This is a genomic window from Mangrovibrevibacter kandeliae, from assembly GCF_024519155.1.
In the GTDB taxonomy this organism is placed as follows: domain Bacteria; phylum Pseudomonadota; class Alphaproteobacteria; order Rhizobiales; family Rhizobiaceae; genus Mangrovibrevibacter; species Mangrovibrevibacter kandeliae.
Window position 1 is genome coordinate 19,195 of the sequence record NZ_JANIFJ010000009.1, and the last position, 25,251, is coordinate 44,445.

At 69.2% G+C, this 25,251-nt stretch carries 22 protein-coding genes; 14 read left to right on the forward strand and 8 right to left on the reverse strand.

Translation table 11 applies throughout. The features are described from left to right. The first annotated feature begins 155 nt into the window (after positions 1–155). The 3 genes from NPA30_RS18045 (at position 156) to NPA30_RS18055 (ending at position 3,725) form a co-directional block, all read left to right on the forward strand. The gene (locus NPA30_RS18045) at positions 156–1,691 is read left to right on the forward strand and encodes a sugar ABC transporter ATP-binding protein (protein WP_372338857.1); all 1,536 of its coding nucleotides are present in this window, start codon (positions 156–158) and stop codon (positions 1,689–1,691) included. Positions 1,692–1,695: 4 nt separating this feature from the next. Beyond that, the gene (locus tag NPA30_RS18050; RefSeq protein ID WP_256804191.1) at positions 1,696–2,700 is read left to right on the forward strand and encodes an ABC transporter permease; all 1,005 of its coding nucleotides are present in this window, start codon (positions 1,696–1,698) and stop codon (positions 2,698–2,700) included. A 62-nt stretch (positions 2,701–2,762) separates the two neighbouring features. Continuing rightward, complete coding sequence (locus NPA30_RS18055; protein ID WP_256804192.1) at positions 2,763–3,725, forward strand: substrate-binding domain-containing protein; 963 nt, start codon at positions 2,763–2,765, stop codon at positions 3,723–3,725. 4 nt (positions 3,726–3,729) lie between these two features. Here NPA30_RS18055 and NPA30_RS18060 read toward each other — a convergent pair whose 3' ends face one another. Then, complete coding sequence (locus NPA30_RS18060; protein WP_256804193.1) at positions 3,730–4,338, reverse strand: TetR/AcrR family transcriptional regulator; 609 nt, start codon at positions 4,336–4,338, stop codon at positions 3,730–3,732. Between the two features lie 122 nt (positions 4,339–4,460). Here NPA30_RS18060 and NPA30_RS18065 point away from each other — a divergent pair, with 122 nt between their 5' ends. Then, on the forward strand, positions 4,461–5,243 hold the full coding sequence (locus tag NPA30_RS18065) for an SDR family NAD(P)-dependent oxidoreductase (protein ID WP_256804194.1): 783 nt from the start codon (positions 4,461–4,463) through the stop codon (positions 5,241–5,243). An 86-nt stretch (positions 5,244–5,329) separates the two neighbouring features. Here the strand turns inward: NPA30_RS18065 and NPA30_RS18070 are convergent, their stop codons facing one another. The 5 genes from NPA30_RS18070 to NPA30_RS18090 all read right to left on the reverse strand — a co-directional run bounded on the left by NPA30_RS18070 (position 5,330) and on the right by NPA30_RS18090 (position 12,121). Next, positions 5,330–5,677, reverse strand: coding sequence for a hypothetical protein (locus NPA30_RS18070; RefSeq protein ID WP_256804195.1), 348 nt, complete (start codon positions 5,675–5,677; stop codon positions 5,330–5,332). Between the two features lie 204 nt (positions 5,678–5,881). Then, a complete protein-coding gene (locus NPA30_RS18075) occupies positions 5,882–7,216 on the reverse strand; it encodes an FAD-binding oxidoreductase (protein WP_256804196.1) in 1,335 nt (444 codons plus the stop codon). A gap of 89 nt (positions 7,217–7,305) precedes the next feature. Continuing rightward, complete coding sequence (locus NPA30_RS18080) at positions 7,306–10,449, reverse strand: efflux RND transporter permease subunit (RefSeq protein ID WP_256804197.1); 3,144 nt, start codon at positions 10,447–10,449, stop codon at positions 7,306–7,308. A gap of 4 nt (positions 10,450–10,453) precedes the next feature. Further along, a complete protein-coding gene (locus tag NPA30_RS18085) occupies positions 10,454–11,590 on the reverse strand; it encodes an efflux RND transporter periplasmic adaptor subunit (RefSeq protein ID WP_256804198.1) in 1,137 nt (378 codons plus the stop codon). Positions 11,591–11,599: 9 nt separating this feature from the next. After that, positions 11,600–12,121 (reverse strand): GbsR/MarR family transcriptional regulator, encoded by a 522-nt coding sequence (locus NPA30_RS18090; protein WP_256804200.1) that lies wholly within the window; start codon positions 12,119–12,121, stop codon positions 11,600–11,602. Between the two features lie 179 nt (positions 12,122–12,300). Between NPA30_RS18090 and NPA30_RS18095 the strand changes: the two genes are divergently transcribed. Together NPA30_RS18095 and NPA30_RS18100 are read left to right on the forward strand one after the other, a co-directional pair. Further along, a complete protein-coding gene (locus NPA30_RS18095; RefSeq protein WP_256804201.1) occupies positions 12,301–13,263 on the forward strand; it encodes a diacylglycerol/lipid kinase family protein in 963 nt (320 codons plus the stop codon). After that, positions 13,263–14,093, forward strand: a complete 831-nt coding sequence (locus tag NPA30_RS18100; protein WP_256804202.1) for a metallophosphoesterase family protein — start codon at positions 13,263–13,265, stop codon at positions 14,091–14,093. Before NPA30_RS18095 ends, NPA30_RS18100 begins: the two co-directional genes overlap by 1 nt. Positions 14,094–14,176: 83 nt before the next feature. Here NPA30_RS18100 and NPA30_RS18105 read toward each other — a convergent pair whose 3' ends face one another. Together NPA30_RS18105 and NPA30_RS18110 are read right to left on the reverse strand one after the other, a co-directional pair. After that, positions 14,177–15,820 (reverse strand): inorganic phosphate transporter, encoded by a 1,644-nt coding sequence (locus tag NPA30_RS18105; RefSeq protein ID WP_256804203.1) that lies wholly within the window; start codon positions 15,818–15,820, stop codon positions 14,177–14,179. A gap of 198 nt (positions 15,821–16,018) precedes the next feature. Further along, complete coding sequence (locus NPA30_RS18110) at positions 16,019–17,257, reverse strand: flavin monoamine oxidase family protein (protein WP_256804204.1); 1,239 nt, start codon at positions 17,255–17,257, stop codon at positions 16,019–16,021. Positions 17,258–17,421: 164 nt separating this feature from the next. On the opposite strand from NPA30_RS18110, the gene rbsK reads away from it, so the two are divergent. The 8 genes from rbsK (at position 17,422) to NPA30_RS18150 (ending at position 25,244) form a co-directional block, all read left to right on the forward strand. Beyond that, entirely contained in the window at positions 17,422–18,345 is a 924-nt protein-coding gene (gene rbsK, locus NPA30_RS18115) for a ribokinase (RefSeq protein ID WP_256804205.1), read from the forward strand. A gap of 160 nt (positions 18,346–18,505) precedes the next feature. Further along, a complete protein-coding gene (locus NPA30_RS18120; RefSeq protein ID WP_256804206.1) occupies positions 18,506–18,994 on the forward strand; it encodes a tetratricopeptide repeat protein in 489 nt (162 codons plus the stop codon). A 12-nt stretch (positions 18,995–19,006) separates the two neighbouring features. Beyond that, the gene (locus NPA30_RS18125; protein WP_256804207.1) at positions 19,007–19,597 is read left to right on the forward strand and encodes a hypothetical protein; all 591 of its coding nucleotides are present in this window, start codon (positions 19,007–19,009) and stop codon (positions 19,595–19,597) included. Positions 19,598–19,740: 143 nt separating this feature from the next. After that, positions 19,741–21,231, forward strand: a complete 1,491-nt coding sequence (locus tag NPA30_RS18130) for a type II and III secretion system protein family protein (RefSeq protein WP_256804299.1) — start codon at positions 19,741–19,743, stop codon at positions 21,229–21,231. Continuing rightward, positions 21,212–21,490, forward strand: coding sequence for a hypothetical protein (locus NPA30_RS18135; protein ID WP_256804208.1), 279 nt, complete (start codon positions 21,212–21,214; stop codon positions 21,488–21,490). The genes NPA30_RS18130 and NPA30_RS18135 overlap by 20 nt, the downstream gene beginning before the upstream one ends. A 13-nt stretch (positions 21,491–21,503) precedes the next feature. Then, positions 21,504–22,298, forward strand: coding sequence for a Flp pilus assembly protein CpaB (gene cpaB / locus NPA30_RS18140; protein ID WP_256804209.1), 795 nt, complete (start codon positions 21,504–21,506; stop codon positions 22,296–22,298). A gap of 14 nt (positions 22,299–22,312) precedes the next feature. After that, entirely contained in the window at positions 22,313–23,560 is a 1,248-nt protein-coding gene (locus NPA30_RS18145; protein WP_256804210.1) for an AAA family ATPase, read from the forward strand. 265 nt (positions 23,561–23,825) lie between these two features. Then, positions 23,826–25,244 carry a CpaF family protein gene (locus NPA30_RS18150; RefSeq protein ID WP_256804212.1) on the forward strand — a complete coding sequence of 473 codons (1,419 nt, stop codon included), beginning with the start codon at positions 23,826–23,828 and terminating at the stop codon, positions 25,242–25,244. Positions 25,245–25,251: the final 7 nt, after the last annotated feature.

Consider the following 25,251-nt stretch of genomic DNA (forward strand, 5'->3'; position numbering starts at 1 on the left):
TTTTGCACCGCAATGGCTCATTGCGCCTTACCGGACCCGATGCTAGCCTTTCCAGCGGCCGACGCGGAGGATGACTTCGGCCATTTCGTCGCGTTGGGAGGCGCGTTCGATGCCGAAGATCAGGTGCACGGCCAAGGCCGTGCCGTTCTACATCGATGTCTGACGTGCAGAGCCGGGGGAGCGGTTCGGACAGCGCCCCGGTGCTCGAGGCGCGTGGGCTGTCGCGCAGCTTCGGCCCGGTCGAGGTGCTCGGCAACATCGGCTTCGGCCTGAAGGCCGGCGAGATCCACGCGATCATCGGGGAAAACGGCGCCGGCAAATCGACGCTGATGAAGATCCTGTCGGGTCATCTGGCGCCCACGCGCGGCGACATCCTGCTCGACGGCGAGCCGGTGCGCTTCTCCGGCCCCGTGGAAGCGGAAGCGCGCGGCATCGTGCTCGTGCACCAGGAGATCCTGCTCGCGCCGGACCTGACGGTCGCGCAGAACATCTATCTCGGCCGCGAGGTCTCGCGCGGCCTCACGATGAACGACCGGGCCATGAACGAGGGCGCGGCGGAGGCCGTGCGCAGCCTCGGCGCCGCGCTCGATCCCCGGGCCACCGTCGCGCGCCTGTCGATCGCCCAGCGCCAGATCGTCCAGATCGCCCGCAGCCTGCTCGTGCCGCATCGCGTCGTGATCTTCGACGAGCCGACGGCGTCACTGACGCCGCACGAGACCGAGGCGCTGCTGCGCGTGATCGGGGACATCCGGGCGAAGGGCGTCGGCGTCCTCTACATCTCGCACCGCCTGCCGGAGGTCAAAGAGATCGCCGACCGGGTGACGGTGCTGCGCGACGGCCGCCTCGTCGCCACGCACGCGTCCGCCGAGTTGCAGCCGGCCGACATGGCGCGGCTGATGGTCGGGCGCGACGTCGCCAAGCTCTATCCGGAACGCCATGCCGAGCGCGCCCCGGAGCCGGTGCTGAGGGTCGAGGAGTTCACCGTGCCCGGCCACGCCGAGGCCGCGAGCTTCACCTTGAACAAGGGCGAGATCCTCGGCTTCGCCGGGTTGATCGGCGCCGGCCGGACGGAGCTGATGGAAGGGATCGTCGGGCTGCGGCCGGGCCACGGCTCGATCCATCTGAACGGCGCGTCGGCGCGCTTTCCCAGCGTCCATGCCAGCCTCAAGGCCGGCATCGCCTATCTGAGCGAGGACCGGAAGGGCAAAGGCCTGCTGCTCGCCAAGGATCTCGCCACCAACCTGACGCTTGCGGCGGTGGAGCGCTTTCGGCGCGGCATCGGCATCGACCGCAGGCGCGAGCGCGCCGCGCTCGACACCGCCATCCGCGACTTCGACATCCGCACCGGGCGAACTGACCTCCTGGCCGGCCAGCTGTCGGGCGGGAACCAGCAGAAGCTGCTCATCGCCAAGATGATGCTGCTCGATCCGCGGATCGTCATCATCGACGAGCCGACGCGCGGCATCGACATCGGCACCAAGCAGCAGATCTACAGCTTCATCGCCGGGCTCGCCGCCGAGGGCCGCTCGATCATCGTGGTGTCCTCCGAGATGCCCGAGCTGATCGGCATCTGCGATCGCATCCTCGTCATGCGATCGGGCCGCATCGTCGGCGAGGTCGCGGGCGAACGCATGACCGAGGACGAGATCGTGGTTCTCGCGACCGGGGTCGAAACGAGAGAGGCCGCCTGACACCGTGAGCACCGCCGCCCCGACAGCCCCTGCCCGCCCGCGCGTGGCGCGTGAGATCGACCTGCGCGCCGTCGCACCGTTTCTGGCGCTCGCGCTGCTTCTCGTCCTGGGCACGCTGGCGAACGACAACTTCCTGTCGATCGCCAACCTGACCAACGTCATCACCCGCAGCGCCTTCATCGCGATCATCGCGGTCGGCGCCACCTACGTGATCTCCTCGGGCGGGCTCGACCTTTCCGTCGGCTCGATGGTGGCCTTCGTGGCCAGCCTGATGATCCTGTTCCTCAATTCGGGCACCATCGCCGACCCGACGACCAATCTCCTCGCCGGCGTCGTGCTGGCGATCGTCATCGGCGCGCTGTGCGGCCTTGCCAACGGCCTGATCGTCACGCTCGGCCGCATCGAGCCGTTCATCGTGACGCTCGGCACGATGGGGATCTTCCGCGGCCTCACCACCTGGCTCAGCCAGGGCGGCGCGATCACGCTGCGCGACCGCGACGTGCAGTCGCTCTACCGCCCTGTCTATTTCGGCGAGATCCTGGGCGTGCCGATCCCGATCCTGTTCATCGCCGCGACGGCCGCGCTCGCCGCCTTCGTGCTCTACCGCACGCGCTACGGCCGGCATCTGCTGGCGGTCGGCTCGAACGAGGACGTGGCGCGCTATTCCGGCCTGCCGGTGGGGCGGGTGCGGACCCTTGCCTATGTCGTACAGGGGCTCTGCGTCGCCGTCGCCGTCCTCCTCTACGTGCCGCGGCTCGGATCGACGACCGCGACCACCGGCACGCTGTGGGAGCTGCAGGCAATCACCGCCGTCGTCGTCGGCGGCACCGCGCTGCGCGGCGGCGTCGGGCGCATCTGGGGCACCGTCTGCGGCGCCTTCATCCTCGAGATCGTCGGCAACATCATGCTGCTGTCGAACTTCGTCAGCGAGTACCTGATCGCCGCGATCCAGGGGGCGATCATCATCGTCGCCATGCTGGTGCAGCGCTCGCTCGCGCGCCGAAGCTGAACCGAGCCGGGCGGACGGGTCGCGCCCGGCAGGACCACGAGACCCGATTTGGGAGGAGGATCATGAGACAGCAGTTCTTCGGGCTGGCGGTCGCGGCCGTCGCCGCCTTCGCCGCCCTGGCCCAGCCGGCCAGCGCGCAGGAGGGCAAGAAATACACCGTCGGCGTGTCGATTCCGGCGGCCGATCACGGCTGGACGGCGGGCGTCGTCTTCCACGCGCAGCGCGTCGCCAAGCTCCTGATGGAGGAGCACCCGGGGCTGAACGTCGTGGTCAAGACCTCGCCGGACCCGGCGAGCCAGGCGAATGCCGTGCAGGATCTCGCCGTGCAGGGCCTCGACGCGCTGGTGATCCTGCCGACCGATCCCGATCCCCTGGTCAACGCGATCCAGCAGGTCAAGGACGGCGGCGCCTTCGTCGCGCTCGTCGACCGGGCGCCGTCCGACAACGACGATTCGGTGCGCGACCTCTACGTCGCCGGCAACAATCCGGCGCTCGGCCGGGTCGCCGGCGAGTACATCGCCAAGACGACGCCGGACGCACAGGTGGTCGTGGTCAGAGGCCTGCCGATCCCGATCGACCAGCAGCGCCAGGACGGCTTCGACGAGGGCATCAAGGGCTCGAACGTCAAGGTGCTCGACCGGCAGTACGGCAACTGGAACCGCGACGATGCCTTCCGGGTGATGCAGGACTACCTGACCAAGTACCCGAAGATCGACGTCGTGTGGTGCCAGGACGACGACATGGCTGTCGGCGTCCTCGAGGCGATCGAACAGGCGAACCGCAGCGACATCCAGTACGTGGTCGCCGGCGCCGGCTCGAAGGACATGATCAAGCGCGTCATGGACGGCGACAAGATGATCCCGGTCGACGTCCTGTATCCGCCGGCAATGGTCGGCACCGCAATGGAGCTGACGGTCGCCCATCTCTATGACCAGACGCCGGTCAGCGGCAGCTACATCCTCGACGCGACGCTGGTGACGAAGGACAACGCCAAGGAGTTCTACTTCCCCGAGTCGCCCTTCTGATCGATCAGGCGGAGGGGCTGCCGCGCCCCTCCGCTTTCCCGTCCGGCTCGAGCAGAGTCTCGCGGGCCGCCGACAGAATCTCTTCGCCGAGCGTTCCGCCCTCCGGGATACGCGCCAGCGTCATGGCACCGACCAGCGTCGCATAGGCGACGATCGCAGCCTTGCGGCGCGAGGCTCCGTCCCCCTCGCCGCCCCTCACATCCGTCAGCACCTCGATCGAACGCTCGAGCTCGGCGGTCGCCTCGCCGCGCGTCTTCTCATCGCAGCGCGCGATGTCCGGTGCGAGGGCGGCGAACGGACAGCCCCCGCCGACCCCTTCCCGGTGCCGCTCGCTCAGGTAGTCGCCCGCGATGTCGGTAAAGGTCACGCACCGCCCGGCAGATTCAGCCTCCGCCAGACGCGCCGACCAGACGCCATAGGCCTCGCCGAGGGCCTCGCGCACCAGCTCGTCGCGCGAGGCGAAGTGCTTGTAGAACCCCCCGACGGTCAGTCCCGCCTCCTTCATCACGTCCGCGACGCCGATCCCATCAAGGCCGCGCTCGCGGAACCGCCGCGACGCGACCTCGACGATCCGTCGATGCGTCTCCGCCTTCTCCACTTGTGAGCGTGCCATTCGGACCTCCCGTTGACAAATATGGATTACGATCATACTCCATATAGAGTTCGATCATAATCCTCACCAGCCGATCGCTCAACCGCAGTCGGTCGGCTGGCGTTCCACGATGGAGACCACCTATGTCGCAGTCCCGTTCCACCGCTCTCGTCACCGGCGCGTCCTCCGGCATCGGCGCCGCCTATGCCGACCGTCTCGCACGTCGCGGCCACGACCTCGTCCTCGTCGCGCGGGATGCGGCCCGGCTGCAGACGCTCGCTGCCCGGCTGCGCAGCGAGACGGGCGCGGCCGTCGACATCCTGCCCGCCGACCTGACCAAGCCCGCTGACCTCGCTGCCCTGGAGGAGCGGCTGCGGCAGGACGGGCGGATCGGGCTGCTCGTCAACAATGCCGGCGCGGTCTCGCCCGGTGGCTTCGCGGCGGAGGACCTGCAGCCGCTCTACACGCTCGTCGATCTCAACGTGACGGCGCTCACCCGCCTTGCCGGCGCGGCTGTCCAGGGCTTCCTCGCGCATGGCCGCGGGGGCGCGATCGTCAATCTCGGCTCGGTGGTCGGCTTCGCGCCGGAGCTCTTCGCCGGCGTCTACGGCGCCACCAAGGCCTACGTCCTTGCGCTCTCACAGGCGATGAACGCCGAACTCGCCGGGAAGAACATCTATGTCCAGGCCGTCCTGCCATCGGGCACCAAGACCGAGATCTGGGAGCGCTCGGGCCGAGCCACGGACGACTGGATGATGGATGTCGACGACCTCGTCGATGCGGCGCTGGTCGGCTTCGACCGCCGCGAGGCCGTCACCATCCCGCCCTTCGAGGACGCAGCGCTCTTCGACACCTACGAGACGGCGCGCAAGGCGCTGCTCTCGCAGTTCCGGGCCTCGAAGCCGGCGACGCGCTACCGCACCTGAGCCGCCGCGCCGACGTCGGCGTGCGGCCGGCCGTCGAGCTGGAGAACGGTCGCAGGGTCGTCACAGCGTGGCGGCCCTGCCCGTTGTCAGAGGTAGATCGGGCCGAGGGGCCCGCGATATTCCGTCAAGAACCCCGCCGCCCGCGCCTCCGCAACGAAGCCGTTGATGCCCTTGTGGTTGGTGAGGAACTCGTCCCTCTCGCTGGCGGATGGACGCAGATCGTCGTGCGTCTGCGCAAACGATCGCGCCGCAACCGTCAGGGGGTGCACCACCCAGCCAGAGCCGGCACGTGCGACGCGAAAGGCGGCATGCGCGCCATCCTCCAGCCCGGCACGCGGCGGCAGCAGCCGCTCCTGCGGCGCCGGGCCGCCGATCGTTGGCGGCGCAAGCCCGTTGCGCCGGATTTCGCCCGCGATGTTCGGAACGTCCGCCACAGCGTTCCTCCTCGTTGTAGGTTTCGGATCAAGCCGCCGCTGCCGGCAGCGCCGTGGAAATAGCCTCCGACCGTGACCGAATTGGCTCGGCCACATGAAGGCTTTGCAACGGAAGAAGGCAGAGCGTTGCCGAAGGCTTAGCCAGAACCAAGCCCCTTACGGAAAGGCTTTGATAACCACGCCGGAAATCAAATGCGGCGAGAATCAGGCGTCGCCGATGCGAAGCCGCCGCGCCATGTCGGACCGCAGCCGCCCCATGGGATCGATCTCATGCAGCACGGCCTCGTAGTGCGGCAGCTGCGGATACATCCGGCGAAACCCTTCCGACGACAGGCACGCGTCCTTGGCGAGATAGACCCGCCCGCCGTGATCGAGTGTCAGGCGCTCCAGCCGCGCCATCAGCTCGGGTGTCTTCGCCCGCGCCGGGAAGTCGAGCGCCAGGGTGAAGCCGGGGAACGGAAAGGACAGGAAGCCGCGCCCGGCCGAGCCGAGGGTCTTCAGGACGGCGAGGAAGGAGGCCGAGCGGCTGGCCGCGATCGTCTCGAGGAGCGCGCGGATGCCACGGTCGGCCTCTGCCTCCGGGATCACGCACTGGAACTGGTAGAAGCCGCGCCGTCCATACATCCGGTTCCAGTCGAGAAGCGCATCGAGCGGATAGAGGAAGGCGTCGAAGGGCAGCGTGCGCGCGCGGCCGGCCGCCGGCACCCTGCGGTAATAAAGCTGGTTGAACAGGCCGATGCTGAGCGGGTTGAGGGCAAAGTCCGGAAAGTCGACCGGAAGGCGCAGCGCGCGTCTGGCCGGCCGCGCGGGAAAGCCGGCTTCGGCGTGCTCGGCGGCTTCGAGAATGCCCCGCCCGAGGCTGCGGCCGGTCGCCGTGGCATCGATCCAGGCGACGGTGTAGGTGCTCTGCGCCCGCGCCGCGCGCAGCGCAGCCATCAGCGCATCGAGATTGCCCGCACGCGCCTCGCGCACCGTCACGAACGAGGAACTGACCCGCTTCATCGCGAAGGCGATCTTCAGGATGACGCCGGTGAGGCCGATGCCGCCGATGGTGGCCCGGAAGAGCTCGACGTTCTCGCGTGACGACAGGCGCAGCAGGCGGCCGTCCGGCGCCAGGAGATCGAGCCAGAGCACGTGATCGCCGAAGCTGCCCGCGCGGTCGTGGTTCTTGCCGTGCACATCGTTGGCGACCGCGCCGCCGATCGTGGCGAAGGCGGTGCCCGGCGAGACCGGCGCGACCCAGCCGCGGTCGAGGAAGCGGTCGATCAACTCGCGGAAGGTAACGCCCGGCTCGCAGACGAGCACGCCACTCGCCTCGTCGACGGACAGGATCCGGTTCAGCGCGCCGGTCAGGAGAGTGTCGCCGCCGTCGTTGAGCGCGGCGTCGCCATAGCTGCGCCCGCCGCCAAAGGCGATCAGGCGACCGGCGGGCGCCGCGAGGGCACCGGCGACCTCGGCCTCCGACGCCGGCGAAACCGCGCGGGTGCGGGCATGCGACGTCCGGCCCCAGCCGGTCAGGATCCGTCTCTCATCCTGCATCGACGCCCCTCGACGTTCGAGCCAATCGTCGACGAGCCTTAGCGCCTATGCCTTGATGTCGAGTGAAGCCGACGCGAAATTCCCGCCCCTCACTCGCCCGGCTGCGGGGCCGCCTCGTGCTCGGCCGGCGCCTTCGGCATGAACCGCCCCACGAAGCGGCCGAAGCCGTCGAGGAAGCTGAGGATGACCGGTACGAAGAGCAGCGTCAGCAGCGTCGACGAGATCAGGCCGCCAATGACCGCGTGCGCCATCGGTGCGCGCTGCGCCCCGCCCTCGCCGAGACCGAGCGCCAGCGGCAGCATGCCGAAGATCATCGCCAGCGTCGTCATCACGATCGGCCGCAGGCGCACCGCGCCGGCCTCGACCAGGCTGTCGGCAAGCGTGGCGCCGCGGGCCCGCTCGTGGTTGGAGAAGTCGACGAGGAGGATCGCGTTCTTGGTGACGAGGCCCATCAGCATGATGAAGCCGATGATCGAGAAGATGTTCAGCGTCGAGCCGGCGACGAGCAGGCCCAGCAGCACGCCGATCAGCGACAGCGGCAGCGTCATCATGATGGCGATCGGCTGCAGGAACGAGCCGAACTGCGAGGCGAGGATCAGGTAGATGAAGATCACGGCCAGCGACAGCGCCTGGATCGCATAGCCCATCGACTCCTGCATGTTCTGCGTGTCGCCGCCGAAGGAGAAGCGGTAGCCCGGCGGCAGGTCGATCCCGGCCAGGACCGTATTGAGGTCGGCGGTGACGTCGCCGAGCGAACGGCCGTCGACATTGGCGGTGATCAGCACCTGGCGCGACAGGTCCTTGCGGGTGATCGAGTTCGGCGTCGTCGACTGCACGATGTCGGCCACCTGATCGAGGCTGACGGTCACCGGCCGCCCGTTGGCGTCGTTGCGGCCGGTGGCGATCGGCAGGCGCTCGAGGTCGGCCGCGCTTTCGCGCAGGTCCTTGGGCAGGCGCACGGTGACGTCGTAGGTCTCTCCGTCCGGCGCGTTCCAGGTCGAGATCGCATCCCCCGACACCAGCGGGTCGAGCGTGTCGCCGATCTGCTGCAGCGTCACGCCGAGATCGTTCGCCGCCTCGCGCCGCACCTTCACGCCGAGCGTCGGCTGCTCGTCCTCGAGGCTCGAGGTGACCTCCACCGCACCGGGGATCGCCTTCAGCTTGGCCATCACCTCGTCCGAAAGAGCCTGGAGCTCGTCCTGGCCGTCGCCGAGGATCGACAGCTGCAGCGGCTTGTTGGACCCGCCGCCGCCGCCGCCAATGCCGGGCTCGCTGATCGAGATTTCGAGACCCGCGATCTGCGAGAGGCGCTGGCGCAGCGGCGCCGAGAGGTCGGTCGGGGAGCGTTCGCGCCGATCCAGCGGCACCATCTGGACGTGGATCGTCGCCTGGTTGGCGCCGCGCGCGCCGCCGGTGTTGATCGTCGAGTAGAGGTCGCTCACCTCGGGAAATTCGTGCAGCGCCGCCTCGACCTGTCGCACCTTCGCTTCGGTGTAATCGAGCGAGGAGCCCTCTGCCGCTTTAAGCGACACCAGGAACTCGCCGTTGTCGGCGGGCGGCACGAACTCGGTCCCGATGCGCGGCACGAGGCTGAGGCTGCCGGCAAAGATCAGGATCGCGGCGATCACGGTGACGATGCGGTGCCTGAGGCTCCAGCGGATGACGTGCCGATAGCCGTGGGCGAGGCGCTCGAACCCGCGGTCGAAGCGCGCGACCAGCCGGCCGACGACGCCGCGCTTCGCGTTCGGCTGCGCCGCCGGGTCGTACCAGACGCTCGACAGCATCGGGTCGAGCGTGAACGACACGAAGAGCGAGATCAGCACCGCGACCGAGACGGTGATGCCGAACTGCAGGAAGAAGCGGCCGATGATGCCGCCCATGAAGGCGACCGGCAGGAACACGGCGATGATCGAGAGCGTCGTCGCCAGCACCGCGAGGCCGATCTCGTTGGTGCCGTCGAGTGCCGCCTGCACGTGCGTCTTGCCCATGTGGAGATGGCGCGTGATGTTCTCGCGAACCACGATCGCGTCGTCGATCAGGATGCCGATCGCCAAAGACAGCGCCATCAGCGTCATGGTGTTCAGCGTGAAGCCGAGCGCGTGGATCACCGCGAAGGTGCCGATCACCGAGATCGGCAGCGTCAGGCCCGTGATCACCGTCGAGCGCCAGGAGTTGAGGAACAGGAAGACGATCGCGACGGTCAGGAGCGCGCCTTCGACCAGCGTCGCCTGCACGTCGTCGACCGACGCGGTGATCGCCGTCGAGTTGTCGCGCGAGATCTCGATGTCGATGCCCTGCGGCTGCAGCTCCGTGCGCAGCTTGGCGACCTCCGCACGCAGGTCGCGCGCCACCTCGACGGTGTTCGAGCCCTGCACCTTGACGACGTCGATGCCGAGCGCGGTCTGGCCGTTGTAGAGCGCCCGGTTGGTCTGTTCGGCCCCCTCGTCGAGCACCTCGGCCACCTCGGACAGGTAGATCGGCCGGCCGCCGCGGGTGGCGACGATGATCTGGCGAAAGTCCTCGGGCGACTCCAGCCGGCCCTTCACCGTGACGACCCGCTGGCGGATGCCCTGCGAGATGTCGCCGGCCGAAAGGTCCTGGTTGTCGCGCCGGATGGCCGCGGAGATGTCGCCGACGCCGATGCCGAGCGCCTCCATGCGCTGGGGATCGATCAGCACCGCGACCTGCCGCTCCGAGCCGCCGACGATCGTCGTCTGGCCGACGCCCGGCACGATGTTCAGCCGCTTGGTGATGATCTGGTCGGCGACGGAGGTGATGTCCGGCAGGCTGCGGGTCTTCGAAGACACCGCCAGCGACAGGATCGGCGCCTCGTCCGGATTGAAGCGGGTGATCTGCGGCGTGTCGACGTCGTCCGGCAGGCTCGCCTCGATGCGCGAGACGCGGTCGCGCACTTCCTGCGCGGCATCCTGCGCGTCGATGTCGAGCGTGAACTGGATGACGACGACCGAACGGCCCTCGTAGGAATCGGAAGTGATCTCGTCGATGCCGCCAATGGTGTTGACGGCGCTCTCGACCTTGCGCGTCACCTCGTTTTCGACCGTCTCCGGCGCCGCGCCGGTATAGGCGGTCGAGACGACCACGACGGGAAGGTCGACGTCGGGGAACTGGTCCACCCCGAGCTGGCGGAACGAGAACAGGCCGATCACGACGATCGCCGCCATCATCATGGTCGCGAAGACCGGATGGCCGACGGAGATGCGGGTCAGGAACATGGCGTCAGCTCCGCGTGATGCGGATGGGCGTCTGAGGCTTCAGGTCGGGCAGCGGCGCGGAAACGATCCGGTCGCCGCCCGCGAGCCCGTCCGAGATCTCGACGAGCGCGCCGTCGTCCCAGCGCGCGCCGACCGTCACGTCCTGGCGCACCAGCCGCCCGCCCTGCGTCTTCAGGACATACTGCGTCGTGCCGTCCTGGCGCAGCGCCGCGACCGGCACCGCCACGGTGTCCTTGCTCTGGCGCACGGTGATGCTGCCGATGGCGAACATGCCGCCGCGCAGGTCGCCGGCCGCATTGTCGATCGACAGGAAGACATGGACCGTGCGGGTGTTGGCTTCGGCCACCGGACTGATGCGCTTGACCGTCGCGGTGATCTCGCGGCCGGACACGCCGTCGACCGTCAGCCGCGCGGTCTGGCCGACCTCCACCTGGGACACCCGCGTCGTCGGCACGCCGGCATCCACGTCGAGCTCGGAAATGTCGACGAGTCCGAAGAGCGCCGTGTTCTGCCCGACCGTCTGGCCGGGGTCGACCGAGCGTTCGGAGATCACGCCGTCGAACTTCGCCGTCACGGTCGCATCGTCGAGATCGCGCTTGGCCTGGTCGATCTGCGCCTGCGCGCCGCGCAGCTGTGCCTCGAGCTGCTGCACCTGGCTCTGCGCCTCGTCGAGATTGGCCTTGCCGGTGATCCCGCTGCCCTGCAGCTGCTTGGTGCGCGTCAGGGTGGACTGGGCGAGCGAGAGCTGCGCCTGCAGCGCCTGCAGCGACGCGGAGCGCTCCTCGAGCGTCATCTCGATGGTCGAGGTGTCGAAGCGAGCCAGCACCTGCCCCGCCTTCACGGCGTCGCCGACATCGACGTTCACCGCTTCGAGCGTGCCGGCGATCTTCGAGTTCAGCGAGGTCGAGCGCACCGGCTCGAGGCTGCCGCTGATGCGGATCTCCTCCGACAGCGTCTGCGGCTGCAGCTCCGTCAGCTCGACGTCGGCGAGCTCGACGGTCTTCGGCTCGGTCGAAGCGACGTCGGCCGAGGCGGCAGGGTTGACCTGCGCCACCGGCTCGCTTTCGCGCGTCTCGAGCACGACCCCCGAGCCAAGCGCGGCGAGCGCCAGAACGGCGATGAGTTTGTAGCGTCTCTTCATGCTTCGTCTCTACGTCGCTTCCGCCGCGTCACTACGGGCGGCTCGGCCCGAAATCTCAGGCCGCTGATCGTCCTGCGGCCGCGCCGCCTCCCGCTCCGCAAGCGCGCGGATGGTCGCCGACACGTCGGCATAGAACCCGGCGGCACGCGTCAGCCGCTCGTGCGCCGTGGCGCTGGTGCCCGAGCGTTCCGCCACGGTGGCCACCGCATGGCGGAGGCGGTCGAGCCGGGCGACCATGCGCTGCAGCTGCATCTGGTGTGCGTCCGCGGCAAGCCTGAAATAGTCCTGCCGGTCGCCCGGCATGGCGGCCTTCTCGATCATCCCCGCCTCGATGAGAAGCCGCGTGTTGGTGCTGACGCTGCCGCGGCTGACGCGCAGCCGCTCGGCGATGGCGCCGAAGCTCAGAGGCGCCTCGCTCAGCGTCAGCAGTCCGATGATCCGCCCGGCGATGCGGGGCAGGTCGTCGGCCTGGGCGAGGATGCCCATCTCCTCGACGAAGGTGGCTTCGATGTCGTGACTGCGGTCCAGCATGATCGGCAGATAGTATGTCCAGAACGTTCAATCAAGACTGAACAAACGAGCTTAATGAGTTGGTCGGATCGATCTTGAGATCCGCGCCAGCCGGTCGATCGACGGCTTGGTAAGCCAGAAACGAACTGACCGTCTCACTCGTTGTGCGGGGGTCGCCATCCTTCTCAGGCCTCCCGCCCATGCCCGGTCAACGCTTTCACATCGTCATGAACCCCAATTCCGGCACCGTTCAGGGGATGGACTTGACGCCGGATGGACTGCGGGAAAAGTTCGAGGCGGCGGGCCTGCAGGCCGACGTGGATGCCGACGCCGACACCCCCTTCCCCGAGCGGATCGAAAAGGCGATGCAGAGCCCAGCCGGCGTGCTGGTCTCGGCCGGCGGCGACGGCACGGCGACGGCGCTCGCAAGCGCCATCATCGGCAGCGACAAGACGCTGGCGGTGCTGCCGCTCGGCACCGCCAACCTCCTCGCCCGCGACCTGAAGATGCCGCTCGACCTCGACGAGGCGATCGGCGCGCTGGCGACGATGGAGCGGCGCTGGATCGATGCCGGCGAGGTCAACGGCCGGGTCTTCCTCCACAAGGTGGTGATCGGCTTCGTCCCCGGCGTCGCCGCCGGACGCGAGGCGCTGCGCGGGCGCAGCGACGTCTCGGCCAAGCTCGGCTTCGTGCGCTACTTCTTCAGGCGGCTGTCGCGCAGCCGCAAGATCGCGGTCGAGATCGACGCCGAGGGCGAGGCGCCGCGTGTCGTGCGGGCGCAGGCCGTCGCCGTCGCCAACAACGCCTATGACGAGGGCTTCGCCCGGTTCTTCTCGCGCTCGCGGCTCGATGCCGGGACGCTCAACCTCTATGTCCTGAAGCGGCTGAACCTCAGCGACCTGTTTCGACTCACCGCCGGCATGGTGCTCGGCCACTGGCGCGAGCACGATGCGCTGGCGATCGAGGCGGTGCCGGCCGTGACGATCCGCAGCCACAAGCGGCAGACGAACGTGATGATCGACGGCGAGGTTGAAACGCTCGACGTGCCGCTGCGCTTCGCCATTCGGCCGCTGGCCCTCGCCGTCCTCGCGCCGGCAGCGGCGGACGAGGTGCCGAATCCGGTGAACGAGCCCGACGAGCGCCTGGAAGAGGCCCGAGCCTGATGCGCATCATCCACCTGTCCGACCTGCATTTCGGTCATCACGATCCCGTCCTCGCCGAGGGCCTGGCCGCGGACATCGCCAGCCAGGCGCCGGATCTGGTGGTCGTCAGCGGCGACTTCGCGCAGATCGGCAGTCGCCGGGAGTTTGCCGACGCGCGCGCCTTCCTCGACCAGCTGTCCACGCCGGTGTTCGCCGTGCCGGGCAATCACGACGTCCCGGCACGCAACGTCCTCCGGCGCTTCCTCGATCCCTACGGCTACTATCGCCGCTTCATCGCGGAGGAGCTCGAGCCCTTCACCGAGATCGACGGCGTCGCCATCGCCGGCATCAACACCGCCCGCCGTCTGCGGCTCGGGCTGAACTGGGCCCTCGGCTCGATCAACCGCGAGCAGCTCGCCGACCTCAAGCACCGCTTCGCCGCCGCCTCGCCGGACTCGGTGCGTGTGGTCGTCGCCCACCACCCGCTGCTGCAGCCCGAGACGACGATGGAGCATCCGATGCAGCCGGTGAAGCGGGCCGACCTCGCGCTCCAGACCTTCGCCCGGCTCGGCGTGCGGCTGGTCCTCAGCGGCCACTTCCACATGAGCTACGTGCGCCGGCACGATCATCCCGGCGAGATCGGCGAGGCGGTGCCGAAGGGTCCGCGCCACGCGGCGGCCGCACCGATCCTCGTCGCGCAAGCCTCCTCGACGATTTCCACCCGGCTGCGCGGCGAGCCGAACGCCTACAATCTCATCGACATCGTCGATCGCGTCATCACCGTCACGGTGCGGGAATGGCGCGGCGAGGACGGCTGGACCACGCGGGAAAAGGCGTCCGAGCGGGCCTGACGACGGACGCCTCCACTTTCTCTGGAGTGGAATTTGAGGCTCTGGATGCCGCGCCTCCCTAGCGTGGCACAGGCGTGTTTCGCTTACGACAGCGACTGGCCGCTGACGAGGATGAAGGCCCAGTAGAGCAGGCCCGAGAGCGCCATTGCGGCAGGCAGGGTCACCACCCAGGCCGAGGCGATGCGCAACACCGTGTCGCGCTGCAGACCCTGCTTGTTGGCGACGGCCGCTCCCGCAACGCCGGACGACAGGATGTGCGTCGTCGACACCGGCATGCCGCCGAACTCGGCGAGCAGGATCGTCGCCGCCGCGACCAGCTCGGCCGAGGCGCCCATGCCATAGGTCAGGTGCTTGCGCCCGATCCGCTCGCCGACGGTGACCACGATGCGCTTCCACCCGACCATGGTGCCGAGCCCCAGCGCGATGGCGACGACGATCTTCACCCAGAGCGGGATGAAGCGGATGCCGTCCCCGAGCTTGTCGTCGAAGGCCTTCAGCGCGTCCATCTGCTCCTTGGGCAGCGCGTCCTCGTCGCCGGTCGCGATGTGGAGCCCGTCCATGATCATGTACATGTCGTTGCGCACGTTCTGCGTCTCGGCGGCGGGCACCTTGGCGACCGAGCCGTAGGACTGGACGCGGCCGGCGACGTCTTGCGTCAGGCGCGCCATCGCGCCCATGCCGTCCGGGGTGATCACCTGGCGGGCCTGCAACGCCTGCTTCAGCGTGGTGCGCGCTTCGTCCGGCGCCATCGCGTTCCGCCCCTGCGCATAGGCATGCATCACCTCGACCGCCCCGTCCGCGCTCTCGACGAAGGCGGGTGTTGCGGCGTCCGACACGGAGCGGTTGAGCGCGTAGGCGGTCGGCGCGACGCCGATCAGGATGAGCATGATGAGGCCCATGCCCTTCTGCCCGTCATTGCCGCCATGCGCGAAGGAGACGGCGGTGCAGGTGAAGATCAGCAGTGCGCGGATGCCGCGTGGCGGCGGCTGGTCGCCCTCCGGCTCCCTGTAGAGCGTCTCGTTCTTCACGAAGTGGCGCAGCACGAAGAACAGCACGAGCGCCCCGACGAAGCCGACGAGCGGACTGAACAGGAGCGCCGAGAGAACGTCCGTCGCCTGCCCCCAGTCGACGCCCGACGTGCCGCCGCTGCCGCCCGACAGGAGCTGGTTGGCGAGGCCGACGCCGAGGATCGAGCCGATCAGCGCGTGCGAGGAGGAGTTCGGGATGCCAACATACCAGGTGGCGAGGTTCCACAGGAGCGCAGCGATCAGGAGCGCGAAGATCATGCCGTAGCCGGCGACCGATCCGACGTTCAGGATCAACTCCACGGGCAACAGCGTCACGATGGCGTAGGCGACGGCGCCGGACGAGACGATCACACCGACGAAGTTCCAGAAGCCGGACCACACGACGGCGATCAGCGGGCTCAGCGAGTTGGTGTAGATCACCGTTGCGACCGCATTGGCCGTGTCGTGGAAGCCGTTCACGAACTCGAAGGCGAGCGCGATGATCAGCGCGATGCCGAGAAACAGGAACGGACCGAAGGCGAGCGGCTCGCCGATGTCCTGGGTCTCGGTGAAGATGTTGTAGCCGGCGAAGGCGAAGGCGCCGACCAGCACGACGAAGAACAGGATCCGCAGCCCGGGATGGACCGCGTGGTCGAGGTTGCGCGGCTTCGGCGCAGCTTCGGGCGCGAAGTCCGCGCCGGTGGCGATGGTATCGGCCATGAACGAGCACTCCGAGCACCAACGCGCGCTCCGGCGAGGAGGCGCTTGAGCCTCCCGAGCGCGTGAGATTGCCGTGAGCGGCGGCTCGGCAAGATGGCGATGATCAGCGGCCGGTACGATCGCAAAGCACGCTCAGAGCGATCGCCTCGTCTGTGAAATTATCATGACGAGGCTGTGCGTATGCCGCCTCGCCTCCGGTCAGACGGCGGCTCTTGCGGCCTCCACGGCAGCGTCGGCGGCGGCGATGCCGGTCCTGTAGGCGCCGTGGGCGGTCGAGAAGTCGTGGGTCGAGCAGGCTTCGCCGGCAAAGAAGATCCGCCCGTCGACAGGCGCGGCGAGCACCGCCCGCCCCGCCGCCTGGCCGGGTCGAGCGAAGGAGTAGGACCCGCGCGCATGCGGGTCGCGCGCCCAGGCGGAGGCCGCGAGCGGCCGGATGCGGCGAGCGAAGGCGCTGCCGAACACGTCGCCGAGCTCCTCGCGGGCGACGGCGAAGAATCCCGCCTCACCTTCGGCTTCCAGGGCCCGGGCAAAGTCGCCGCCGAAATACGCCTCGATGAGCGGCCGCCCGAAGGGACGCAGGTGATAGGTGGCCGTCTCGACGCGGTCGGTGCGCCCGAAGGCCCGCGTGTCCGGCTCGAACTCCTGCGCATCCTCCAGCGCGATGAAGAGCTTGTCGGCGACGCCGAGCGGCAGGCCGGCGGCCGCCTCCACCTTCATCGGCAGAGCCGGATGAAAGAGATCGGGCTCCTCGGCGATGACGGTCGACGGCAGCGTGACGATCACGCGCTCCGCCTCGACGACGCCGGCCGGCGTCTCCAGCCGCAGCCGCCGGCCCGAATGGTCGATGCGCGTCACCGGGCAGCCGAGCCGGACGTCCAGCCCTTGGGCATGGGCGGCGATGGTCGTGCCGTAGCCGTCCGCAACGCGCCAGTTGGTGTGGGTGTCGTGATAGGCGTCGAGATCGCGCAGCGAGATCGCCGCGAGCCGGGCCCCGCTGATATAGGTGTGGATCGCATCGATCAGCGGGTTCATCGGCCCGTCCGGCACGAGCGCCGCTTCGGCCGAAGGGTCGGGCCCCGGCGCCTCGGCCAATGTCTCCAGCCGCTCGTAGAACGCGCCCATCGCCGCGCCGAGCGCCGTCTGCCGTTCGGCCGGGAAGCCGACCGTCACGGCCGGCCGCTCCCAGGGTGCGACGCTGCGATCGATGCGCCGCCCTTGCGCGATCGCGATCTCCCGCCAGGGATTCTCCTCGGCCGAATGCAGCCAGCCGCAGCCGAGGTCGAAGGGCGAACTGGCGAGATCGACCGTCCAGCCGCGCCCGCCGAGGCGGTCGCGCGCCTCCAGCACCAGCGGCTCGATCCCCGCCTCCTGCAGCCGGCGGCCCGCCGCGATGCCCGCCGCGCCGGCGCCGATGACCACCACCGCCCTCTGTGTCATGTCCGTCCTCGCCACCCTGCGTTCGCGCCGCCGAGGCAGCCGCCGAGCGCGTCTATCTCGCCCTCCGCGTGGCCATGTCGAGCCCCGCGGTGGCGCGTGGGCGGTCGGCCGCCTTGTCGCCATCGTCCACCGCAGCCCATGATGGCACGCCACGAGGACTGTCCATGACCGCCGACATCGCCGTCATCGGCTCGATCACCACCGATCTCGTCACCTATGGCCGGCGGCGTCCGGCCTCCGGCGAGACGCTCGCCGCGGACGACTTCGCCATCGGCCAGGGCGGCAAGGGCGCCAACCAGGCGGTGGCGGCCGCGCGGCTCGGCTCGAAGGTGCTGATGCTCGGCCGCGTCGGCGACGACGCCTTCGGCAGGGCGAACCGGACGGCGCTCGACGCAGCAGGCGTCGACACCCGCCACGTCACCGTCACCCCCGGCTGCTCGTCCGGCGTCGCCTCGATCTTCGTCGACGCAGAGGGTGAGAACGCGATTTCGATCGTCGCGGGTGCCAACGGGCGCGTGGCGCCGGCCGACATCGACGCCGCGGCGAACGAACTCGCCCGATGCCGCCTGATCCTGCTGCAGCTGGAGATCCCGCTGGACACCGTGCGCCACGCCCTGGCGTTCGGCCGCAGGCACGCGATCCCGACCATCCTCAACCCCGCACCGGCCGTGGATCGCCTCGACCCGGCGCTGATCGCCCTCGCCGACATCGTCGCCCCGAACGAAGGCGAGCTCGCGCTCCTCACCGGCCTCCCGACCCAGACCGACACGGAGATCGAAGCCGCCGCCCGCCACCTCGTCGAGAGCGGCGCGAAGGTCGTCGTCGTCACGCTCGGCGCGCGCGGCGCGCTGGAGGTCGGCAGAAACGGAAGCCGGCCGGTCGCGCCCGTCGCCGTCCGCGCCGTCGACACCACCGGCGCCGGCGACGCCTTCATCGGCGCCCTCGCCCACTTCCGCATTGCCGGCCTCGATGACACGCAGGCGCTCGCCCGCGCCTGCGCCTACGCGGCGTGTTCGGTCACGCGCCGTGGCGCGCAGAGCGCCTATCCGACGCGCGACGACTTCGGGCGTTTCCTTTCGTCGCAATGACTTACGATCGTGCGTTCAAGACGCCGTTAACATCAACGCGGCTTTAACGGCTGGGTGCGAAACTGCTGGACTGTGAGCCGCGCGCCCTGCTCCGGCAGGACCTGCGGCACGCGTGAGAGGGACCCAGTCTCGCGTTCGTCTTCTCACCCGGGGACCGCTTATGCCGAAGTCACGCATGCTGCTGGCGCTCGCCGGCCTCGTCGCCCTGTCGGGATGCCAGTCGTCCGACACGATCGGTGCTCTCGCCATCGACACCGACACCACCGTCGGCTCGGTCAGGACCGGCGACCTCGTCTCCGAAGGCAAGCTGCAATACCGCTCCGGCAACTACGGGAAGTCCTACGCCCTGTTCAAGAAGGCAGCCGAGGTCTACCCGAAGGAGCCGACGGCCTGGCTCGGCCTTGCCGCCTCCGCCGATCAGCTCGGCCGGTTCGACACCGCCGACACCGCCTACAAGGCGCTCGGCACGATGATCGGCAACCGGCCCGAATACTACAACAATCTCGGCTATTCGCACATGCTGCGCGGCGATCTCGTCGGCGCACGCGGCTACTTCATGAGGGCCTTCGACCTCGCGCCGGACAACGTCACCATCGCCAACAACATGCAGCTCTTGCGCAACACCGCCTCCTTCACGGGGCGGAGCTGAGGAGACAGCCGAATGAACGCCAAGCCGATGTGGATGGATGCCGTCGCGGTCTATTCGGCGCCGACGGTGGAGGCGCGGGTCGAGACGCCGAAGGCGCCCGCCGGATCGTTGGGGCCGCAGATGCTGATGGTGGCGAGCGGCGCGTGCCTCGCCGCCAGCGTCACCGCCGTCGTCATGCTCTTCCTCGCCTGGCGTCCGCTGCACGAACTGCGCGAGATCGACGGGCGCCTGGCAACCCTTGACGGGATCGAGAAGCGGCTCGGCGACCACGTCACCGGCCAGCTCGACCGCGTCGACACGGGCCTGCGCATCCGCATCGACCGGATGGACGACCACATCGGCGGCCTGTCGCAGACCCTCGGGGCGCTGCGCAGCTCGGTCGACGACAGCGTCGGCATCCTCCAGGACACCAGCGCCCGGATGGACGAGTCGCTGTCGGCGGCCATCGTCACCATGGCGGAGGTCGGGCAGCCGGACCCCACGCACACCGCTTCGATCGCCGCGCCCGCAGCGTCGGACGCCGCGCCGGAACCCGACACCGCCCCCCGCTTCGAGCGCCGGGAGTTGCCGAACGGCTCCGTCGCCTACCGTAAGGTCAGGTAGCCGCGGGTAAAAGCCGAGCATTGACGGGACCTTAACCAAGTTCCGGCAGGTATGGGAGCAAGATGTCGAACCTGTCTCAGGGTTCGACGCGGCCTCCCTGCCGGGATTCGGGCCGCCAGCCGAGGAATGCGAGCGTGCGATCGATGGGGCAGCGCGAGGCAAACCAGACGAGGCGCCGCCTGCGCGGCGCCCTCGCCGCGGCCGCACTCACCCTCCTGCCGGTCCTCTGCGCTCCCGCATTCGCGCAGGAACGCGTCATCGCCCTCGGCAATGCCGCGGTGTCGAACGTCGTGCTGCGGCCGAGCACCACCATCACCATCCAGACCGACCATCCCTTCGCCAACCTCGTCGTCGGCGACATGAACATCGCGGACGTGGTGCCGTTGTCGGACCGCGCCTTCTACATCCAGGGCAAGGCGAACGGCGTCACCAACGTCTCGATCTTCGACGGGGGCGACACCCTGCTCGGGGTGGTGGACACCCGCGTCAGCGTCGACATGAGCGACGTCGCGGCCGCCATCCGCGCCGCCGTGCCCGGGTCCCAGGTCACCGTGCGCAACCTGAACAACCGCATCCATCTCAGCGGCCTCGTGCGCGATGCGCCGGACGTCGCACGGGCGATCGAGATCGCCCAGCAGTTCTCCAACGATCCGGTGATCAACGCCCTCTCCGTCTCCAGCTCGCAGCAGGTGTCGCTGGAAGTGCGGGTGCTGGAAGCCCGCCGGACCGCCGGGCGCGATCTCGGGGTCAACTTCCGCGTCTCCGGCGGCGTGCCGGGCCCTTCCACGATCGGTTCGCGCCTGTCGGTGAACGTCGACGAGGACTCCGGCCAGCTGGTCTCGACCTACGGCCAGAACGCGCCCCGCAACTCGCAGGGCACGCCCTTCGGCACGCTGGTCGCCCAGGTGCTGGAGACCGCGGGCTACCGGCTCGACATCATCATCGACGCGCTGGAGAAGAAGGGTCTCGTGCGCCGGCTGGCGCAGCCGAACCTGACGACGGTGAGCGGCGAGAAGGCCGAGTTCCACGCCGGCGGCGAGGTGCCGATCCAGACCGTGGTCACCGCGTCGAACGGCTCCTCCGGCACCCAGACGGACTATCGCCCCTACGGCGTGCGCCTCGACTTCCAGCCGACCGTGCTCGACGGCGACCTGATCAACCTCCGCGTCATGACGGAGGTCAGCGAGATCGACACCGCCGTGACCGTAAACGGCAATCCCGGCTTCACCTCGCGCAAGGCACAGACGGTCATCGAGCTGCGCGACGGGCAGAGTTTCGCGATGGCGGGACTGCTGCAGACGGTGAACGCCAAGACGATCGAGCAGATGCCCTGGCTCGGCAACGTGCCCGTGCTCGGCGCGCTGTTCCGCTCGACGAGCTTCCAGAAGGAGGAGAGCGACCTCGTCGTGGTGGTGACGCCGCATCTCGTGCGGCCGGCCCGGCCCGGCGAGGAGCTGCACTCGCCGCTCGACGCGACGCGCCCCTCCAACGACGTCGAGCTGTTCGCGCTGGGCCTGCTCGAGGTCGACAAGGACATGGCGAAGAAAATTCGCACCGGCGCCGGCATCACCGGCCCGTTCGGCCACATTCTCGACCTGGAAGGAGCCGGCCCCTATGCGGTGGTCAAGCCTTAGCTTCGCCGTCCTCGCGTCCGGGCTGCTGACGGGTTGTTCGGACTACATGAGCGAGCGCGACAGCATCGCGCTGTCGGCGGGCGACGCCCCTGCGGCCAACCTCGCGATCCACACGACGAACGCCTTCCCGCCCTACCGCGACGCCACGACGATCCGCACCGATGGCAAGGTCGCCGCCCGCGTCTATTCCGGCTACACGGCCGGCAGCGGAAGCGCCGCCCCGGCCGCCGCGGCGGCTGCATCGGCGCCGGACCAGTGAGGGTGACACGCCGATGATGCGCCTCGTCTTCCTCATCGTCGCCCTCTCCGCAGCGGGCCTCGCCATCTGGTTCACGCTGAGCCCCTCGCCCGCTCCGCAGCCGGAGACCGTGGTGGTGACCGAACCGGCGCCGCCGCCGCCGATGGCCGACGTCCTCGTCGCCTCGGGCGCGCTGGCCGCCGGCACCGCGCTCGGCACGGCGAACCTGCAGTGGAAGGCCTGGCCGGCCGACTCCGTCCCGGCCGGCTTCATCACGCGCACCAACAAGCCGGAAGCGATGGCCGAGCTGACCGGATCGATCGTGCGCAGTCAGTTCCAGGACGGCGAGCCGATCCGGGAGGACAAGCTCGCGCCCGTCGGCTCCGGCTTCATGTCGGCGATCCTGCCCGCCGGCATGCGCGCGACGGCGGTCCGCATCTCCGCCGAGAACACCGCCGGCGGCTTCGTCCTGCCCAACGACCGGGTGGACGTCGTTCTGACCGAGACCCGCGGGGACGTCGCCACCAGCGGGCCGGTCAGCCGCACCGTGCTCAGCAACGTGAAGGTGCTCGCCGTCGACCAGACCCAGCACTTCGATCCGGCCAATCCGGAGAAGGTGGTGCTCGGCAAGACGGCGACGCTCGAGCTCGACCCGCGCCAGGTCGAGGTGGTCACCGCGGCCGAGGCGGCCGGAAATCTGTCGTTGTCGCTGCGCTCGCTCGCCGACGGTTCCGGGCCGACTGGAGCGCCCCGCACGGTGCGGGTTCACCGCAACGGCGCCGTCGAGACCGTGACCGTCGGCCGGCACGGCGCGCCTGCGGCCCCGTGAGGGCGGAGAACGAGATGTCGCCGAAGCCTGAGGACAGCACGCCCGCCAGCCGCCCGAGCGAGACCGCACCGGGCTCCATCGTCATTCCGCAGATCACCATCGGCGCCTTCTGCGAGACCTCCGGCGTCGCCAACGCAGCCGGTGCGGCCGCGTCGGACCGGCGGATGCAGCGCACCCGCATGAGCGTGCAGATGGGCGGCCTGCCGGCGGCGATCGAACTCTACCGCTCCTCGCCGACTCCCAATCTCATCATCGCCGAGTCCTCTGCCGACGAGGCGACGCTGTTCGGGCAGTTGGAGGCCCTCGCCGAGCACTGCCTCACCAGCACGCGCGTCCTCGTCGTCGGCCACCGCAACGACGTGACCCTGTTTCGCGATCTCCTGGAGCGCGGCGTCAGCGACTACGTCGTCGCCCCCGTCGACGTGGTCGGCCTTGTCGGGACCATCGCCCGTCTCTATCGCGAGTCGGGCGCGCAGCGGCTCGGCAAGCTCTGCGCCTTCATCGGCACGCGCGGCGGCGCCGGTTCCTCGACCGTCGCCCACAACACCGCCTTCGCGATCGCCGGCGAGGTCGGCCGCGACGTCCTGCTCGCCGATCTCGACCTGCCCTTCGGCACTGTCGGGCTCGACTTCAACATCGAGGCGCCGCACGGCATCCTGGACGCGATCCACGAGGCCGGCCGCCTCGACGACGTTCTGCTCGACCGCCTGATGACGATGCGCACCGAGCGGCTCAACCTCCTGACACCGCCTCTGGCGCTCGGCGGGGCCTACGATCTCAGGGAGACCGAGTTCGACGAACTCGCCGAACTGGCACGGTCCAGCGCGCGGCTGACCGTACTGGACCTTCCGCACATGTGGACGTCCTGGGTGCGACGGCGGCTGATCGACGCCGACGAGGTGGTGATCACGGCGACGCCCGACCTTGCGAGCATGCGCAATCTCAAGGGCATCCTTGAGTTCCTGAAGAACGCCCGGCCGCACGACGCCCCGCCGAAGCTGGTCCTGAACCAGATCGGGCTGCCGAAGCGGGCCGAGATCAAGCCCGCCGCCTTCGCCGAAGCCGTGGGACTGCAGCTGCAGGCCGAGATCGCCTTCGACGCGAAGCTGTTCGGCGGTGCCGCCAACAACGGCCAGATGATCGGCGAAGTCGCACCGCGCTCCAGTCCCGCCCGCGCCTTCGCCGAGCTCGGCCTCGGCCTCGTCGTGGCGCGCGAGGCCAAGGTGGAGCGGCGTGGACTGAAGCGCCTTCTCAAGCGCTGAGACGGGCAAGGGCGCGATACGACCGCCGGTCGGCGCGCAGGGATCAACCGCACCCGTCGGCCGCTTCGTGCCCGATGCGCGACAGCGCTTCGGCATCCCGCGCTATCATCTTGTAACTCCATAAAATCCGAGCGTTCGGCTTCAGCCGGTATTGGGACCGATTCGTTACATTGCGATCGTCTCGGCCGGATCGGCGTTCGACCGATGTTGCGCCCCCGGACGGGGCCGGCCCCCGCCGCCCCGACGACGTGATGTGGAGTTTTGCATGTTCGGCAAGAAGCCCGATGACACCGTCCCGTGCCCGGTGCGCCAGCTGGCCGATGCGCCGCCCGTCGAACCCGCCGTTGCCGATCTCGCCGTCTCGCGCGCGCCGCGCAGCGAACGCTCCGGTCGCACCGACAAGCACTACGAGATCAAGCGCTCGATCTTCGACGCGCTGGTCGATTCGATCGACGTCGCGCTCCTGTCGACGATGCCCATCGAGCGGGCGCGCGAGGAGATCGTGCAGGTCGCCAACGACATCATCGGCGCCAAGAAGCTGCAGATCTCGGTCGCCGAGCAGGAAGCGCTCGTCAACGACATCTGCAACGACGTGCTCGGCTACGGCCCGCTCGAGCCGCTGCTCGCCCGTGACGACATCGCCGACATCATGGTCAACGGCTGCGACAACGTCTTCATCGAGGTGGGCGGCAAGGTCGAGGAGACCGACATCCACTTCGAGGACAACCAACAGCTCCTCAACATCTGCCAGCGCATCGTCAGCCAGGTCGGCCGGCGCGTCGACGAATCCTCGCCGATCTGCGACGCCCGCCTGGCCGACGGCAGCCGCGTCAACGTCATCGCCCCGCCGCTCGCCATCGACGGGCCGACGCTCACCATCCGCAAGTTCAAGAAGGACAAGCTGACCCTCGATCAGCTCGTCAAGTTCGGCTCGATCTCGCCGGAGGGCGCGGAGATCCTGCGCATCATCGGGCGGGTGCGCTGCAACGTCGTGGTGTCCGGCGGCACCGGCTCGGGCAAGACGACGCTGCTCAACTGCCTCACGCGCTACATCGACCGCGACGAACGCATCATCACCTGCGAGGACTCGGCCGAACTCCAGCTGCAGCAGCCGCACGTGGTCCGCCTCGAGACCCGCCCGCCGAACATCGAGGGCGAAGGCGAGATCACCATGCGGGCGCTCGTCAAGAACTGCCTGCGCATGCGGCCCGAGCGGATCATCGTCGGCGAGGTTCGCGGCCCCGAGGTGTTCGACCTCCTGCAGGCGATGAACACCGGCCACGACGGCTCGATGGGCACGATCCACGCCAACTCGCCGCGCGAGTGCCTGAAGCGCATGGAATCGATGATCGCCATGGGCGGCTTCACCCTGCCGGCCCAGACGGTGCGCGAGATCATCGTCGGCTCGGTCGACGTCATCATCCAGGCGGCGCGCCTGCGCGACGGCTCGCGCCGCATCACCCACGTCACCGAGGTGGTCGGCATGGAAGGCGACGTCATCACCACCCAAGACCTCTTCGTCTACGACATCCTCGGCGAGGACGCGAACGGCAAGATCGTCGGCCGCCACCGCTCCACCGGCATCGGCCGTCCCGCCTTCTGGGACCGCGCCCGCTACTATGGCGAGGAGCAGCGCCTCGCCGCAGCCATCGATGCCGCCGAGGATGTCGACAATGCGGCCTGACGACGCC